The following is a 15,637-nucleotide window of genomic DNA, read 5'->3' as shown; positions in this document are numbered from 1 at the left end:
AAGATGTACGCACAGTACTTATCAGCGCTACAGCAGGGAGATATCAAATCACTGGCCCGGTGTATTTCATTGGTTGAAAATGAGCGGGCGGGTTATGAGCAGCTGCTGGAACATCTGCCGGCCAATACCCATACCAGGGTAGTGGGCATTACAGGCCCTCCGGGAGCCGGTAAAAGTACCTTAGTAAATGCGCTGATTAGCAGCCTCACCGCGCAACAGCAGAAAGTAGCCATTATAGCAGTAGATCCATCCTCACCGTTTAATTTCGGCGCGTTACTGGGCGATCGCATAAGAATGAGCCAGCACTTCAACCATCCGGATGTATTTATCCGTTCCATGGCCAGCCGCGGCGCATTGGGCGGATTAAGCCCCAAGATCATAGAAGTGAGTGATCTGATTAAAGCCGCCGGCTTCGATTATCTGTTCATTGAAACGGTAGGAGTAGGTCAGAGTGAAGTGGAAATAGCAGGTATTGCCGATACTACCATTGTTGTAGTGGTACCGGAAGCGGGCGATGAAATACAGACCATGAAAGCCGGCCTGATGGAAATCGCTGATATTTTTGTTGTTAATAAAGCAGATCGTGACAATGCCGATGCTTTTGCCAAAAATCTCCGCCTGTTGGCCCATAGCCGGCAACAACAGGAATGGGAAATACCGGTTATAAAGTCAGTAGCTACTCAGCAAACCGGGGTAGACGAAATTATAGCTGCCATCAGCAGACATCACCATGCGGTTTCACATCTCCAGCAAAAACATATATTGTTGCTGGCTGAAAAAGCCTATCAGCTTATACAGCACAGACGCATGAAAGATATATCAAAACAGCTGCTGCAGGCAGAAATCAGGGTACTGGTACAACAAGAAGCGTTTAACCTTTACCGTTATATCGGCACCAAAAGCTAGCCATCATGGAATATATGCAGTTGCTCGCGGAAGTTTTCACTACTGCTGTTAACGAAAATAATGCGATGGCAATGAAAGCTTACCTGCGTGATCAGTTCGAGCACATCGGCATTAAAACTCCGGAGCGCCGGAATATGCTGAAGACAGTCATCGCCAGGCATGGTCTTCCGACAGTTTCAGACATGCCTATGCTCGTCAAAATGTTGTGGGCGATGCCGGAAAGAGAATATCAGTATATTGCCATTGACCTGATGGAACGATTTAAAAAACAATGGAATCCTGACGATATACATCTGTTTGAATACATGATTACGCATAAGTCGTGGTGGGACAGCGTAGATAGTGTAGTATCCGCGCTCGCGGGGCCGTGGTTCAAAAAATTCCCTGCAGCACAACCGGCGATCACTGACCGGTGGATCAGTAGCGATAACTTTTGGTTACAGCGGTCGGCTATCATTTTTCAGAATGCTTATAAGAAAGATACGGATGAAAAGCTGCTCTACCGCTACATACAGCGTTGTGCTTCTTCCAATGAATTTTTCATCCGGAAAGCCATTGGCTGGGCACTGCGCGAATATTCCAAAACCAATCCGGAAAGTGTCCGGAAATTTGTCATGCAAACACCGCTTGCTTCGCTGAGCCAACGCGAAGCCTTGCGCAGGATTGTCTGATTTTTTTACTATCTTTGCGCCATGCGTTCTACTTCATTTGGCATATCAATCGCATACGCAGTTTTCAACTACGGTCTCTGATCCCCCGGGAACAGGCGTTTCCTGCTGTTCCATCTAATGCTGTAATTTTTTTTCTTACCTAATAAATCCTGTATTATGCCTTGGTTATTCCTTGTCATCGGTGGACTATTTGAGATAGGCTTTACTATTTCGCTGAAGTATTCTGAGAATTTTTCAAGACTGTGGCCTTCAGTAAGTTTTGTGATATGTATTTCGCTGAGTTTTTTCTTCCTCAACAAAGCTATTAATGGTGGGTTGCCGATAGGCACCTCTTACGCAGTGTGGACAGGCATTGGAGCTGCAGGAACAGCCATAGCAGGAATGCTCTTTTTCAAAGAGCCTGCAGTTTTATGGCGGATTTTTTTTCTCGTGCTGCTGATAGGCTCCATTGTGGGGCTGAAGTTTGTTTCAGGGCATGAATGATTTCAGGAAAATGGCGGTATCACTGGGGTACCGCCTCTTTCTTTAATGCCGGTATTGAGATAAAATATGAAACAAGACAGGCGGCTATCACAGGTACCACGGCATTCAGATCGTGGGTAATTTCAACGGATAATACCATCGATGTGAGTAACGCACCGGAAGTACCAGCCAGCATGGCACACATCCCTGTTAATACAATAGTGCCTGAATGTATTACTAAAGACGGGAAAAGTAATTGAATGGCGACTCCCACAAACAACGCAACAGCTCCACCAGTTATCAGCAGGGGAATAATACCCGTGCCTGTTCTATATGCGGATGAAAAAAACAGCCACGATAACCATTTCATAACGGCCAGAGAAAACAATATAGAGAGTGTAACATGAGCCTGAAGCAGGTCGTTAACACTGCTTTCCCCCGCACCCAGTGTTCCCGGGTAGATATATGCTACTACTCCAACCATTAGTGATCCTAACAATATATACCAGTTACTGCGTGCAGATAAATTTTCAAATCCTTTTTGCAGGCGTTTATACAGCCATACAGTCAGGCGGGACCACAATCCGGTGAAAACTCCGACCAGCAGATAGGCCGTTAGTGATTTTATATTTACAGCCGGCGCGTTGGGCATGTTATATACCGGAGCAAAACCATTGATAAGATATACAGTAGTGCCGGAAACCAGCGCAGCAATAGCCAGCGGCCATATACTCCTTATGTTGCAGCGATTCACCCAGAGTTCCAGGACTAATATCAATGCCGCCAGCGGGGCGCCAAACAAACAGCTGACAACACCGCAGATCCCTGCCAGAAACAGCAGATGGCTTTCTTCGTCCGTACAGCGGAAAAGGCCGGAGATCCGGGCGGAAGCCGCAGCGATCAGCAGTGTACCCGGACTTTCGGCGCCCACCGGGGCACCTGCGCCCGCAGCCACTGTTAATCCCAGGGCAGAGAAGAATGCAGCACCCTTTCCGGTAGCCCAGGTTAAAAACAATGCGCCTGCCACCGGAATCACCATGAGCCATGGTGCAGACTCAATGTCGTTCATCCTGATATTTCCCGTATGCAGGTTGCCAAAAAAAATCAGTGCGGTGAGAGTATTCATTACGTATTTCACCAGTATTCCGATGCCAGTTCCAAATGCGGCGACCAGGGCCGCTGCCAGTGAAAGTTTAAGACCGGATTTCGAGGGCACGGTTGTTCCGGATGGTAATAATGGTATCACCGGTAATATTCTGCCGTTCAGGTAATTGTGTCTGAAGATCATGTAAAATTGTTATCAGCAAGATTATCAAAGCTATATAGTTCACACAACAATCACAAATAACATTAAATTAATATAACATATTGATAACTTATAAGTCTATACGTAATCTATTGCTTTAGTTAGGCAACCTTATTATATTTGCAGTAACCAATCCGTGAAGGAACCAAAATTACGCATATGAATGACGCTAGGCATTTTGATACAGCTGGCGCTGAAAATCCCGATTCTTCACTGGATGCACAAACATTATTTCAATTAAAAAGAATGCTGCTGTTTACCAATGAGGATGAGCAGTATCTGATGATGGCAGGTAACATTCTCGCGGCGCATACGGAAGACATTCTGGACAGGTGGTACGAATACATTCTGAAAAACAATTATCTCGCAGGTTATTTCGCCAGGGATGGGAAGCCCGATTTAGCGTATTTACAATCATTAAGACCTGAGTTCCGGCAATGGATTAACAATTTATGTACCCGGGAGGAGGGAACCAGGTGGTGGCTGTTTGAAGAGCATATTGCTGCGGAGTTAGAGCAAACGAATCACAGTGAGCCGGGCTCATTACCTGTCATATTTCTACGTTATCTGACCACGTTTATTTACCCGGTATCAGAAGCTGTAAGGACTTTTCTCAATGGGCATGGCTATCCGGAGTCCGATGTAGAGCGAATGCAGCAGGCATGGTTCAAGGCAATCAGTTTTAGTGTATTATTATGGATATATCCTCAGTCCCGGTCACCCTTATTTTAATATAACCATTAACGTTAGCTTCAACTGTTTAGCTATGAAAGTTGCTGTTTTTGATACTTATGTAAAGAGGAAAGCAGGTGGTTACCTTCATTTCGACATTATTGTATCCGATGAAACTCCCTTTGAGGAGGTCCTCGAATTTGGGAACGATTACCTGACTTCGAGGAAAGAATCGGGGTTGATGGTGGCACATAAAGATTGCCGTTTTTGCCATTTTACGGAAATTATCCCCCGTTGGGAGCATCAGATAGCGCAAAAAGGGTACTATATACACGAATTAGAGGGATGTCATTGAGAAAAAAAGCCGGGCCGGTAGGAATGTCACTAATATGCTATTTCATCCGATACATTAATATTGTACCTTGCCGAACTAATCAAATCTTAAGGACAGCAAGAAAATATGGGGAAAGTTTCCACATTCAGCCCGGCGCAGCAGGCAGAAAACACGTCCAGTAAAGTAGTAGCCTCCCTGGAGCGATTATCAGAAGCCTTCCGTGTGCTGTTATGGCAAGAGGCAACGCAGTATGGACTCAGTCCAATACAGATCCAGGTGCTCACTTTTTTACTCCATTACCCGGAGGAAAAGCGTACTGTAACAACGTTAGCGTCATATTTCAATATGACAAAAGCCACCATCAGTGACGCCGTAAAATCACTGGAGCAAAAAAAATACCTGACCCGTAAGGCGAGTACCACCGACACACGCAGCCACACCCTCCATCTGGTAAAGGAAGGCAGGGCAATTGCGAAGAAAGTGGAACAATTTGCTTCGCCATTACAGGAAACGGTTGAACAAATGTCGGCTAAAGAGCAAAATGGCCTGTTAGAGCAGCTTATGCAGCTTATTTACCAACTCAATCAGCAGGAAGTCATCTCTTCGCAACCTATGTGTTTCAATTGCCAATTTTATGTAGCAAAGAAGGGCCATTATTGTAACAAGCTGAAAATGTCGCTCAACAATGGGGGATTACGGGTAGATTGTCCGGTTTTTGAGTTCAGGGAAGAAGAATAGTTCCGGTTTATTATTGTTTGCGCGGCAATTGGCAGGTCATTTCATTATCCCCTGCTATGAAGCCGAATTGTTCATATAATAGCCTGCCTTCTTTACTGGTATGGAGGCTTACCTTCCCGGTATTACGTAGTTTTGCTTCATCCATGATCTTCTGTACAAGCGTCTTCGCAATACCTTTGCGACGGAAAGCCGGTGAAGTATATACATTGAGGATGTAAGCGACTTTACCTTCGAGGTTGTGGTACAGTGGGGGTTGATTATAAAAAACGATCCCGGCGCTGGCCACGACCTTGCCATCAACTTCAGCAAACCAATTGACGAAATTGTCTTTCGTGAGATGTTCTTTCAGGTAAGTATTAAGATGTTCAGTTAAGACAGTGTCCCGGGAGTGGTCGGTATCAGGGTACATTTCTTTCAGGAACTGCAGTCTCAGGCGCACGAGCTGCTGGATATCATTTATATCCGCCTTTCTGTAGGTTATCATAGCATTGAGGGTTTTCTCTCCTTATCCTTATCAGGCTTCTTTATTGCTTTTCCACCATCTGAATGCGAGAAAGCCGATAATTGCCAGCGGGGTTATCGCTAACATAAGAATACCATTATTCAAACCTTTAGCAGGGCCTTCGCCCAGCTGTTGCGCTGTTTTGGTACACAGGGAGCACTGTGCCATTACCTGGCTACTCAATATCATCAAAGCACCTGTGAGCAAAAACAAAGCAGTCTTCTTCATAGCATTCATATTTGATGAAACAAAATTAGGGCATCTTCCTTAAAAAAAGGCATTAATTACATCAATGATAATATGGTGAGATCATGATATATACAATCACACCAGTTACTGCCACATAGAACCAGATTGGCCAGGTAATACGTGCAATTTTACGATGGCGGGGAATATCATTCTGGAATCCGCGCAGCAGGGTGAATAGTACCAATGGTACAATGATCCCAGCCAACAGGATATGCGTCAATAGCAGGAAGTAATACAGGTAGCGGATACCGCCTAAAGCGGCCTTTTCGGAAGCGTCGAGCACGCCATTATGGTCAATATCGCCGAAACGCGTTTCCGGCGCCAGGGCGTGATAGGTTACATAGGAGAGCAGGAAGATCACAGATAAGGCAACTGCAATCAGATTGGTGGTTTTATGTGCCTTTACATGGCCATTCTTGATAAAATACAGGCTGGCCAGCAATAATACAGCAGTACTTGTATTGAGGATGGCATGAAACAGCGGGAGTATCCTGACATCAAAACCAGGATGCATGTCCGGTTTAGGTAAAAAAAACAATAATGCCACCAGCGCAGGTATGACGATTGACACAATAGCTATAGGTGTATTGAGATTTTTGTTTTTAAGTTCCATATCCGCTAAAAATGAGAAAGGTGAATAAAGACAGGTGAACACCCTTTCTTTATTCACCTTTCAGGAAAATTATCTGTTAGTTTTCTCCGGAGAACAGCTTCTTTAAGAAAGCTATAAAACCTGGTCTGTGTCTTTCCTTTGCCAGATGCAATATAGCGATATCGCCTGCGCACCTTTTTACATCATTGGAATCCAAGCCATTGTAATATCCCCGGATATTTCTGTTTTTGTCCAGTAATACCAGTTTCTCGGTATGTATGAAATCGTCCGGACCGCCGTCTCCCTTTGTCACTGAAACAAAGAAATCATTTCTGGCAAGGTCGTAGATTTCCTTTTTGCTACCGGTCAGCAACCACCAGTTATCAGGATTTACCTGGTAGTCGTATGCGTATTTGCGAAGTTTATCTACCGTATCTCTTTCCGGATCTACTGAAAAGGAGAGGATCTGCAGTAAAGAATCATTCTTAACGTAGGCGCTCTGTATCTTTTTCAGGTTCTTCGTTAAGGTGGGGCAGATGCTGGGACAGGAAGTGAAAAAGAAATCAACCAATAGCACTTTTCCTTCCATGTCTTTCAGACTTACCTGATTACCTAACTGGTTAGTAAGGTGAAAGTCTTTCAGCTGATGAAAAACGGTATCGTACGTGACTTTACCGTTTTTCGATATTGTATCCACTTTCTCAGGGACATAGTATCCGGGTACTGGCACTACATTTTTTCCATAGTGATCTACGATTAGATAACCCAGAAGTGGCACCAGTATAGCCAACGAAACTCCTAATAAAGCCCTGCGAGAAATGGTCCTGATATTTTATGGTAAATTAATGATGCTTTTCAGCGGGTGCAACCCTTTCAACCGGAGCCGGGGTACCGGGTTTCAGGTCTTTTCTCATATTCTTCCATGAATCACCTTCATAGAGGAATGCGATGATAAACCAAACGAACAGCAGCAGCGGAATCAGGATGGTGAGGATCAGATTTTTGATCTCGTGACCCAGGTGCATGAATTCAGCTACGATATAGAAGGCTTTTACAACGGTAAGACCAACGAAGATAGCATTCAACAATACTCTTGGAAGGAATCCATATTCCAGGTGAAGGAATGCCAGGCCAATTTCCACCAATGTGATACACAACAGTATCCAGAATGTTCTCCAGATAGTTTTGGTAGAAGATCCGGCATGTGCAGTTTCATGTCCGGCCGCGGCGTGTGTATGCTCCATTACTATTTAAATTAAATAAATTCTAAAAATCAGTTTTCAAAAAAATCAATAACAATAGTTGCTTATTGCTTAGAGCAGGTAGAAGCAGGTGAATACGAATACCCAAACCAGATCTACGAAGTGCCAGTAAAGACCAACCTTTTCCACCATTTCATAGTGACCTCTGTGTTCGTAAGTACCTTTCAGCACGTTTGCCAGAATAATGATATTCAGTATCACACCGGAAGTTACGTGTAATCCGTGGAAACCGGTGATGGTAAAGAAGAAGTTAGTAAAGTTGGTAGTTGCAGCGGTGCCATCAACATTATGGAACGGGTTACGACCCCACCATGCGCCTTCATGGAACAGGTGAGTCCATTCCCATGCCTGACAGCTCAGGAAGGCGATACCACCTACAATAGTCCAGGAGAGCCATTTGACAACATTTTTCCTGTCTCTCGCATGACCGGCATGTACAGCCAATACCATGGTAACAGAACTCATAATGAGGATGAAGGTCATCAAGCTCACGAACATCAGAGGCAGTTCAGCATGTCCCATACCAGGGAATGATTTGAACACCTCATTCGGATCAGGCCAGGATGGGCTGGAAAACCGGATGGTACCATATGATATCAATAATGCACCGAAAGTGAACGCATCTGACATCAGGAAGTACCACATCATCAACTTGCCATAGCTCACATTAAAGGGAGAATATCCTCCGGCCCACCATTTTTTCTTCGCTGTAACTGCTGTATCCATTGTTAGTTTTATAAAATTTTACAAAGTTTATCTGGCGATACTTAAAAAAATTAACAGGTAAATCCACAGTATGTCCACGAAATGCCAGTAAGTGGCGGCAACTTCGATCGGCACTGCGCTGTAGGTACGAACCCTGGTACGATATGCTCTGCCAAACATGATCAGCAGGGCAACAACCCCTCCGAGTACGTGCAGCAAATGCACCCCTACAATAACATATATGAAAGAAGCGGAAACCGGCCCGTTAAGAGGCAACCCCGCAGATTTCATTTGAGAAAATCCGATCCATTGGCAAACTGCGAACACCACTCCAAGAATAGCTGTAATTGTGATCAGCTGTTTGTAGCGTTGCATACTTCTTTCCCTGAACTGCTTCAAAGCGAGCTGTATGGTTACACTACTGGTAAGAATGATAGCAGTGGACAGCCAGAAAATATGCGGCAATTCAAAAGCCAGCCAATTTGCCTGTGATCTCTTAACAATGTAAGCACTGGTAAATCCGATAAACATCATAGTGATGCTCCCCATTGCAATCCATAGGGAATATTTATGCGGATGTATTTTCTTACGTTGTTCTAGTGTCATAATATCCATCACTCCTCTTATTTCAATTTAAGCTTTATCCAGCAGTTGTGCCAGCTGGACAATGGTCAGATAAATATAAGATCCGAACATGAGCTTTCTCGCTGCTGGAACATCATTCTTCCTATATAGGTTAATTGCCCTGAACAGGAAGAAAACGCCTGCCAGAACTGCTATGATGGCTGAAATGCTGCCAGTTATCTTCAACAGGTAAGGAGCAACACCGGCAGGGATCAGTAGCAGGGTGTACATAGCTGCCTGGAGAGCTGTATATTTATTTGGTTCTCCGTTACCAGGCAACATCTTAAAGCCAGCCCTGTTATAGTCTTTATAAGCAATCCAGGCGATTGCCCAGAAATGCGGAAATTGCCACAGGAATTGAATGGCGAATAAAGACCAGCCACCTTCGCCCAGATTACCAGCTCCGGCAGCCCAACCGATCAATGGAGGCATAGCCCCCGGAAATGCACCCGCCAGCACCGCCAGTGAGTTCCATTTCTTCCAGGGAGTATATACAAAGCCATACAATACCAAAGATATGAGGCTAAGCATAGCACTTAACCAGTTGAAGCAGTAACCCATAATGAGTATGCCTGCTACCCCGGTAATAATCGCCAGCGCAATCGCCTCTCCGTCGTTCATACGCCCTGCGGGCAATGGACGAACAGCAGTACGGGCCATCAGCTTATCCGTTTGCTTTTCCCATACCTGATTAATGGTATTGGCAGATCCTGAAACCAGTAAGCCGCCAGCAAATAGTAAAAGAACTTGTATCAGGTTTTGTTTAAACTCCACACCCGGCACCAACAGATAGCCAACCACTGACGAAAATACCACCATAAAGGTGAGATTAAACTTCATCAGTTGAGAATAATCCTTGACCTTACTGGCTATCGCATATGATGACGACAATTTTATGGAGTTTTCTTGCAACATGTTTTTTCTATCCACATTCCGGTTTTATGTCCGGAACAAATTTACAAACATCACAGAGAACAAGATACCGGAAAGCAGATTTTTCCTGTTTACCGGTATCCTGCCATATATACTAGTGCGCTGATTCGTTAGGTCCGATAGGCTCAGTTTGCGGAATGAAATCTCTTCCGTCTTTACTGTAATCATAAGCCCAGCGATGAACTTCAGGGATTTCACCAGGCCAGTTACCGTGACCGGCGTGAATTGGTGTTGTCCATTCCAGTGTAGTAGCATTCCATGGATTCGGTGTAGTCATTTTTCTTCCTTTGAAAATGGAGTAGAAGAAATTGAATACAAACAGCAGCTGTACTGCAAACACCAGGATTACCACGATACTGATAAATTCGTTCAGGCCGCCAAATTGCTTGAAGGAAGCCCATCCGGAAACATCATAATATCTTCTTGGCATACCCGCCATACCTTCGTAGTGCATTGGCCAGAAGATCAGGTAAGCGCCCACCAGGGTTACCCAGAAATGGATATAACCGATTGTTGAATTCATGAATCGGCCATACATTTTAGGGAACCAGTGATAGATACCGGCAAACATACCAAAGAAAGCAGATACACCCATTACAATGTGGAAGTGGGCAATCACGAACATGGTATCATGCAGATGAATATCGATAGAAGAGTTACCCAGCCAGATACCAGTTAAACCACCGGAGATGAAAGTACTTACGAAACCGATAGAGAACAGGGCACCTGGAGTAAAGTTGATATTACCTTTCCAGATGGTAGTGATCCAGTTGAACACCTTGATAGCAGACGGAACCGCGATCAGGAGGGTCAGGAGTACGAAGAAGGCACCCAGGAACGGATTCAAACCTGTTACGAACATATGGTGCGCCCAAACCAGGAAGGCCAGGATACAGATGGCGAACAGGGAACCAATCATTGCCAGGTAACCGAAGATAGGTTTGCGGGAACTTACCGCGAGTACTTCGGATACCATACCCATTGCAGGGAGGATGATGATATATACTTCCGGGTGACCCAGGAACCAGAATAAGTGTTGATAGAGAATCGCGCTACCACCTTCGTTAGCCAGGGCTTTACCAGCGATAAAGATATCAGACAGGTAGAAGCTGGTACCAGCGTGACGATCGAACAGCAGCAGGATGAAACCTGACAGCAGTACGGGGAAAGACAATACACCCAACACTGCAGTAAAGAAGAAAGACCATATTGTCAAAGGCATTTTGGTCATCGCCATGCCTTTAGTACGCATATTCAGGAGTGTAGAGATATAGTTCAAACCACCCAGCAGCTGAGAAACAACAAACAGTGCCATACTGGTTAACCAGAGATCCACACCGATTTTAGAACCGATAGAAGCATCGCCCAGCGCACTCAGCGGAGGATACATCGTCCAACCACCGGAAGCAGGACCAGTTTGCACAAACAGAGAAGCCATCATTACCAGGCTTGCCAGGAAGAAGAACCAGTAGCTAAGGCAGTTCATAAAAGGAGACGCCATATCGCGGGCACCCACCTGCAAAGGAATCAGCAGATTGGAGAAAGTACCGCTCAAACCGGCAGTTAATACAAAGAATACCAGGATGGTACCGTGCATTGTAACCAATGCGTAATATGCTTCCGCAGAAATGCGGCCACCTTTTGCCCAATGCCCCAGAATGCTTTCCAGCCATGGGAAAGTTGCATCAGGAAAACCAAGTTGCAAACGGAACAGAACAGAGAAGAAAGCACCAATGATAGCCCAAACGATACCAGTAATCAGGAATTGTTTGGCGATCATTTTGTGATCCATGCTGAAAACATATTTCGAGATGAAATTGCCTTCATGGTGGTGCTCATGATCATGATCATGATGATCATGCGCTCCGTGCATTACCTCCTGTTGACTGTGCAATGTTGCTTCGTTACTCATAATCGGTTCGGTTTATTTATAAACTAACGCCCGGGAAGTATCGTCGTTTGTCAGTTCGTCTTTATTGTTTTTAATTGTACTCCGTCAAAAATTCTTCTCACAAAATTACAGCTTACTTAATATTAGCCGCTACAGTTTTTTGTGTGCTGTCAGCCTTAGCTCCGCCTTCAGCAGGAGCAGCAGTATCAGCATGGGTCAGGCTATAAGTTGATTTTTGTTTGGTTGCCCAGGCATCGTATTCTTCCTGAGTTTCAACAACTATCACCCCTCTCATGGAGTAGTGGCCGCTACCGCACATCTGATCGCAGGAAATTTCATATGTGAAATCCGGGTTGCCGGTTTTTTCCTTCATTTGTTTGGTGGTATACTTAGGAGTAAACCACATGGTAGTAGGGATACCGGGTACTGCGTCCATTTTCATACGGAAGTGAGGTAAGCCCACGTCATGGATCACATCACGGGAACCGATAATCAGTTTAACGGGTTTACCTACTACGAGGTGCATTTCAGTAGGGATGAAGTCGTCCTGGTTGAGAGGGTCGCTCCAGTCCTGGCCTAATTCGTTTCCGGCAGTCGGGTCAATTTTCTTGACTTCGCGGCGGCCGAGCTGGCCATCTTTACCGGGGTAGCGGAAGATCCAATTGAACTGTTTACCGGTGATTTCCACAACAGCAGCATCTTTAGGAGCTTCTGAAGTGAGCTGGAACCAGTGTTTCAGACCGAAAGCTACCAGTACCGTCAATGCAATAGCAGGGATAACAGTCCAGATAACTTCCAGTTTATTGTTATGCGGAAAATAAAATGCTTTACGGCCTTCTTTTTCCTGGTATTTGAATGCAAACCAGAACAGGAGGATCTGGGTAATAACAAACACAATACCTGTGATGGCAAGTGTTACATAAATCAGCGTATCCACGCCCTCTCCCTGTACTGAAGCGGATTCACCGAGGATTTTGCCTTTCAGCAAATCATTACACCAGTACACTCCTATAAGCCCCAGCACCAGGAATGCAATCAGCAGGAACCCATTGATACGGTTGCTCTGCTCACGTGCTTTCTTTTCTCCCTTCAATATGGACACATATTCGCTCGCCTTCGCAATCTGGAAGATGACTATGAATATGAGAACAACAACTAAGACTGCTAAAAATCCTGACATTGCTATATGAAATAATTAAGTTATCTAATGCTTTTCGTTTGCCTAATCTCCTTGATCACCTGATTATCAGGTGTGGTGAATGATACTTTCTTTCATGTAAGGATGATTCTTCGGAACCATAGCAGCTTTTGTCAGCTGATTGGAAACCAGGAAGATGATCAGTCCTACGAAACCAAGTCCGAGTCCGAACTCATACCAGGGGAATACCAGGGTCTTAACCGTACCAGGGTAAACCATCTGCCAGAAATCAAGCCAGTGACCGAAGATGATGACGATAGCTATGAATACGATCGAAGTATAGTTACGTTTAGTATCCCTTTTCATGAGGAACAGCAGTGGCGCAACAAAGTTGATCAGGAGATTCAGGAAGAAGATTGGTCTCCACTGGCCCCATACGCGAGGTTGGAAATATTCAGTTTCCTCAGGCATGTTAGCATACCAGATCAGCATATACTGGGAGAACCAGAGGTAAGTCCAGAAGATACTGAAAGCAAACATGAATTTACCCAGATCGTGCAGGTGTTCTTCATTCACATAAGTCAGGTAACCCTGTTTCTTCAGGTAAACCACGAACAGGGAGATAACAGCCAGACCAGATACCCAGCTGCTGGCGAAGGTATACCAGCTGTACATGGTAGAGAACCAGTGAGCATCGATGCTCATCAGCCACAACCATGGAGTGGTGGAACCAACGCTGAGGGTGTAAATTACCAGGAAGCCACCGCAAACAACAGTGTTCCTCCAGAGCAGTTTACGGCCGGTTTCAGGGCGCAGATCCCAACCATCTTCTTCGATAGACATGCGGCGAAGTTTCATGGTGAAGAATACCCAGAGGCCCAATGTGATAATGGTAGCTGTGGTGAAGAATCCTTTACTCAGGAAAGCAGATTTCCAGGTCAGGACTTTATCTTCAGCTACGTGGTGAGCGTTCACCCAGTGGTAGATATCATCTTTTCCACCAAATACAAGGATCATCACTACCACAAATAAGATAGCGGCCAGTACGGGAACGGCCATTGAAATAGCTTCAGGTACACGGCGGAAAGCGATCTGCCAGCCACCATGTGCCAGGGTAGTAGCAGCGATAAAGAATGTGCTCGCCAATGTAATCAGCAAAAAGAAGCTGCTGTTTTGCAACAGACCGGCCCAAAACCGTGTCGCGTTCTCACCGTTAAACGCAATTAATCCGATCAATAACGTCAGCAAGCCCACGCCCATCAATACGATGCTGGTCTTTCTTAATCTTGCCGGTACTACAAATTGGTCTTTCATTACTGTATATTAAAATACTTGATTGAAATTCAGTTTACTTATTTATTTAGCTGCAGCGCTGTCTTTCGCAGGAACAGCAGCAGCAATGGCTGCACCACCTGGCTGTTTGCTTTTGATATAAGCAGCCACTTTCCAACGTTGCTCTCTGTCGAGCTGGCTGGCGTAGCTACCCATCATATTATAGCCATAAGTCATTACATGGAACAGGCGGCCTTCAGTATAACCGGCTTTTGCACCAGCGATCAGGTTAGCAGGAGCCGCAGAGAACGGACCCTCGCCACCTTTATACAAAGGACCATTACCATCCAGGGCAGTACCATGGCAGATACCGCAATAGATGTTAAATAAACGTCCACCTTCTTTCAGATCAGCAGGCGTAATAGTTAATGGATTCTTCACCAGATTTGCCAGTGCCGTATCTGTTTCTTTCAGATGGTATGGCAAAAGTTCACCTCTTTTTACTGTTCCTTCCACTGGCTTCAGGCCTGACAAACGAGCACTATAAAATTCATACGCACGGGATTCGTACATGTCGGGCATATAAATCCTGCCGGGCTTTCTGTTATGCTCCCCTTTATTACAGGCTGCCAGGAAAGCTCCAGTTGCCAATGCGGCTACAATCAATATGTTGGAAGTCCTTTTCATCAGAAATTATTTATCTAGCTTTCATTAGTCTTGCTTGCTCAAATCCTAATGTCGCAACTGTATATTATGCTGTTAATTATAATTAAGCGTTTGCAGTCTGAATCTTACGGAGATAAGGCTCATCGTCCTTATCAAATCTTCCGAACCACCATCCGGCTTCCGCTTTCTGTTCGTTGATGTCCTGTGCACCAGCTGCAGCGAGGAAACTCTTTACTTCTTCTGCATTGGTTTTTTCTGTCAGTTCAATCACCATAACAAACTTGTCGTCTGTCTGACGCGGATGGAAGATGTGTTTCTTCACTCCCGGCATGATCTGGCAGAGCCAGCAGAAAGTCATTACCATCCCTACTGCTGCAAATAATACTGTCAACTCGAAGGTAATAGGAATGAATGCAGGCAGTGGGAAATGCGGTTTACCACCAATGTTCAGCGGCCAGTCTACATTGAATACCCAACTCATGAAGGATAACGCTGTAGTGGTACCGGTGATACCATATATGAAACCGGCTGTGTGCAGACTGGTTTCCCTTAAACCCATTGCATGATCGAGGCCGTGAATAGGAAAAGGAGTGTATACATCGTGCAATTTGTAGCCAGCAGTACGTACTTTCTTTACTGCCGGAAACAACACTGCCTCATCGTCAAACAAGCCTACAACAAATTTTTTAACAGCCATATATTTAAAAATTCAAA

The 15,637-nt window shown here is 45.0% G+C and carries 20 protein-coding genes; 6 read left to right on the top strand and 14 right to left on the bottom strand.

The window, feature by feature from the left end; translation table 11 throughout:
* The first annotated feature begins 3 nt into the window (after positions 1-3).
* The 3 genes from meaB (at position 4) to UNH61_RS30810 (ending at position 2,060) form a co-directional block, all read left to right on the top strand.
* Positions 4-906 (top strand): methylmalonyl Co-A mutase-associated GTPase MeaB, encoded by a 903-nt coding sequence (meaB, locus tag UNH61_RS30820; RefSeq protein WP_326995870.1) that lies wholly within the window; start codon positions 4-6, stop codon positions 904-906.
* Between the two features lie 5 nt (positions 907-911).
* Positions 912-1,577, top strand: a complete 666-nt coding sequence (locus UNH61_RS30815; protein WP_326995869.1) for a DNA alkylation repair protein — start codon at positions 912-914, stop codon at positions 1,575-1,577.
* Between the two features lie 156 nt (positions 1,578-1,733).
* Positions 1,734-2,060 carry a multidrug efflux SMR transporter gene (locus UNH61_RS30810; RefSeq protein ID WP_326995868.1) on the top strand — a complete coding sequence of 109 codons (327 nt, stop codon included), beginning with the start codon at positions 1,734-1,736 and terminating at the stop codon, positions 2,058-2,060.
* A 19-nt stretch (positions 2,061-2,079) separates the two neighbouring features.
* Here UNH61_RS30810 and UNH61_RS30805 read toward each other — a convergent pair whose 3' ends face one another.
* The gene (locus UNH61_RS30805; protein WP_326995867.1) at positions 2,080-3,327 is read right to left on the bottom strand and encodes a chloride channel protein; all 1,248 of its coding nucleotides are present in this window, start codon (positions 3,325-3,327) and stop codon (positions 2,080-2,082) included.
* Between the two features lie 177 nt (positions 3,328-3,504).
* Between UNH61_RS30805 and UNH61_RS30800 the strand changes: the two genes are divergently transcribed.
* The 3 genes from UNH61_RS30800 to UNH61_RS30790 all read left to right on the top strand — a co-directional run bounded on the left by UNH61_RS30800 (position 3,505) and on the right by UNH61_RS30790 (position 5,089).
* A complete protein-coding gene (locus UNH61_RS30800; protein ID WP_326995866.1) occupies positions 3,505-4,077 on the top strand; it encodes a protoglobin domain-containing protein in 573 nt (190 codons plus the stop codon).
* A 34-nt stretch (positions 4,078-4,111) separates the two neighbouring features.
* Positions 4,112-4,372, top strand: coding sequence for a DUF2024 family protein (locus UNH61_RS30795; RefSeq protein ID WP_326995865.1), 261 nt, complete (start codon positions 4,112-4,114; stop codon positions 4,370-4,372).
* A 105-nt stretch (positions 4,373-4,477) separates the two neighbouring features.
* Positions 4,478-5,089 carry a MarR family winged helix-turn-helix transcriptional regulator gene (locus tag UNH61_RS30790; RefSeq protein WP_326995864.1) on the top strand — a complete coding sequence of 204 codons (612 nt, stop codon included), beginning with the start codon at positions 4,478-4,480 and terminating at the stop codon, positions 5,087-5,089.
* Positions 5,090-5,099: 10 nt separating this feature from the next.
* Here UNH61_RS30790 and UNH61_RS30785 read toward each other — a convergent pair whose 3' ends face one another.
* The 13 genes from UNH61_RS30785 to UNH61_RS30725 all read right to left on the bottom strand — a co-directional run bounded on the left by UNH61_RS30785 (position 5,100) and on the right by UNH61_RS30725 (position 15,620).
* Positions 5,100-5,573, bottom strand: coding sequence for a GNAT family N-acetyltransferase (locus UNH61_RS30785; protein ID WP_326995863.1), 474 nt, complete (start codon positions 5,571-5,573; stop codon positions 5,100-5,102).
* Positions 5,574-5,603: 30 nt separating this feature from the next.
* On the bottom strand, positions 5,604-5,819 hold the full coding sequence (locus tag UNH61_RS30780; RefSeq protein ID WP_326995862.1) for a hypothetical protein: 216 nt from the start codon (positions 5,817-5,819) through the stop codon (positions 5,604-5,606).
* Positions 5,820-5,880: 61 nt separating this feature from the next.
* Positions 5,881-6,453: a DUF420 domain-containing protein gene (locus UNH61_RS30775; RefSeq protein ID WP_326995861.1), complete on the bottom strand. Its 573-nt coding sequence runs from the start codon at positions 6,451-6,453 to the stop codon at positions 5,881-5,883.
* 76 nt (positions 6,454-6,529) lie between these two features.
* Positions 6,530-7,129 carry an SCO family protein gene (locus tag UNH61_RS30770; RefSeq protein ID WP_339070535.1) on the bottom strand — a complete coding sequence of 200 codons (600 nt, stop codon included), beginning with the start codon at positions 7,127-7,129 and terminating at the stop codon, positions 6,530-6,532.
* A gap of 145 nt (positions 7,130-7,274) precedes the next feature.
* The gene (locus UNH61_RS30765; protein WP_326995859.1) at positions 7,275-7,676 is read right to left on the bottom strand and encodes a cytochrome C oxidase subunit IV family protein; all 402 of its coding nucleotides are present in this window, start codon (positions 7,674-7,676) and stop codon (positions 7,275-7,277) included.
* A gap of 69 nt (positions 7,677-7,745) precedes the next feature.
* Entirely contained in the window at positions 7,746-8,420 is a 675-nt protein-coding gene (locus UNH61_RS30760; protein ID WP_326995858.1) for a cytochrome c oxidase subunit 3, read from the bottom strand.
* A gap of 27 nt (positions 8,421-8,447) precedes the next feature.
* Positions 8,448-9,005, bottom strand: coding sequence for a cytochrome c oxidase subunit 3 (locus tag UNH61_RS30755; RefSeq protein ID WP_326995857.1), 558 nt, complete (start codon positions 9,003-9,005; stop codon positions 8,448-8,450).
* Between the two features lie 27 nt (positions 9,006-9,032).
* The gene (gene cyoE, locus UNH61_RS30750; RefSeq protein WP_326995856.1) at positions 9,033-9,914 is read right to left on the bottom strand and encodes a heme o synthase; all 882 of its coding nucleotides are present in this window, start codon (positions 9,912-9,914) and stop codon (positions 9,033-9,035) included.
* A 136-nt stretch (positions 9,915-10,050) separates the two neighbouring features.
* Positions 10,051-11,868, bottom strand: a complete 1,818-nt coding sequence (locus UNH61_RS30745) for a cbb3-type cytochrome c oxidase subunit I (RefSeq protein WP_326995855.1) — start codon at positions 11,866-11,868, stop codon at positions 10,051-10,053.
* 112 nt (positions 11,869-11,980) lie between these two features.
* Positions 11,981-13,027 carry a cytochrome c oxidase subunit II gene (locus UNH61_RS30740; protein ID WP_326995854.1) on the bottom strand — a complete coding sequence of 349 codons (1,047 nt, stop codon included), beginning with the start codon at positions 13,025-13,027 and terminating at the stop codon, positions 11,981-11,983.
* A 66-nt stretch (positions 13,028-13,093) separates the two neighbouring features.
* The gene (locus UNH61_RS30735) at positions 13,094-14,299 is read right to left on the bottom strand and encodes a quinol:cytochrome C oxidoreductase (protein WP_326995853.1); all 1,206 of its coding nucleotides are present in this window, start codon (positions 14,297-14,299) and stop codon (positions 13,094-13,096) included.
* Positions 14,300-14,341: 42 nt separating this feature from the next.
* A complete protein-coding gene (locus UNH61_RS30730; protein WP_326995852.1) occupies positions 14,342-14,944 on the bottom strand; it encodes a cytochrome c in 603 nt (200 codons plus the stop codon).
* 82 nt (positions 14,945-15,026) lie between these two features.
* A complete protein-coding gene (locus tag UNH61_RS30725; protein ID WP_326995851.1) occupies positions 15,027-15,620 on the bottom strand; it encodes a DUF3341 domain-containing protein in 594 nt (197 codons plus the stop codon).
* Positions 15,621-15,637: the final 17 nt, after the last annotated feature.

This window comes from Chitinophaga sp. 180180018-3 (assembly GCF_037893185.1).
In the GTDB taxonomy this organism is placed as follows: Bacteria; Bacteroidota; Bacteroidia; order Chitinophagales; family Chitinophagaceae; genus Chitinophaga.
The sequence above is the reverse complement of the archived record's forward strand: the minus strand, read 5'-3'. Positions and strand labels throughout refer to the sequence as shown.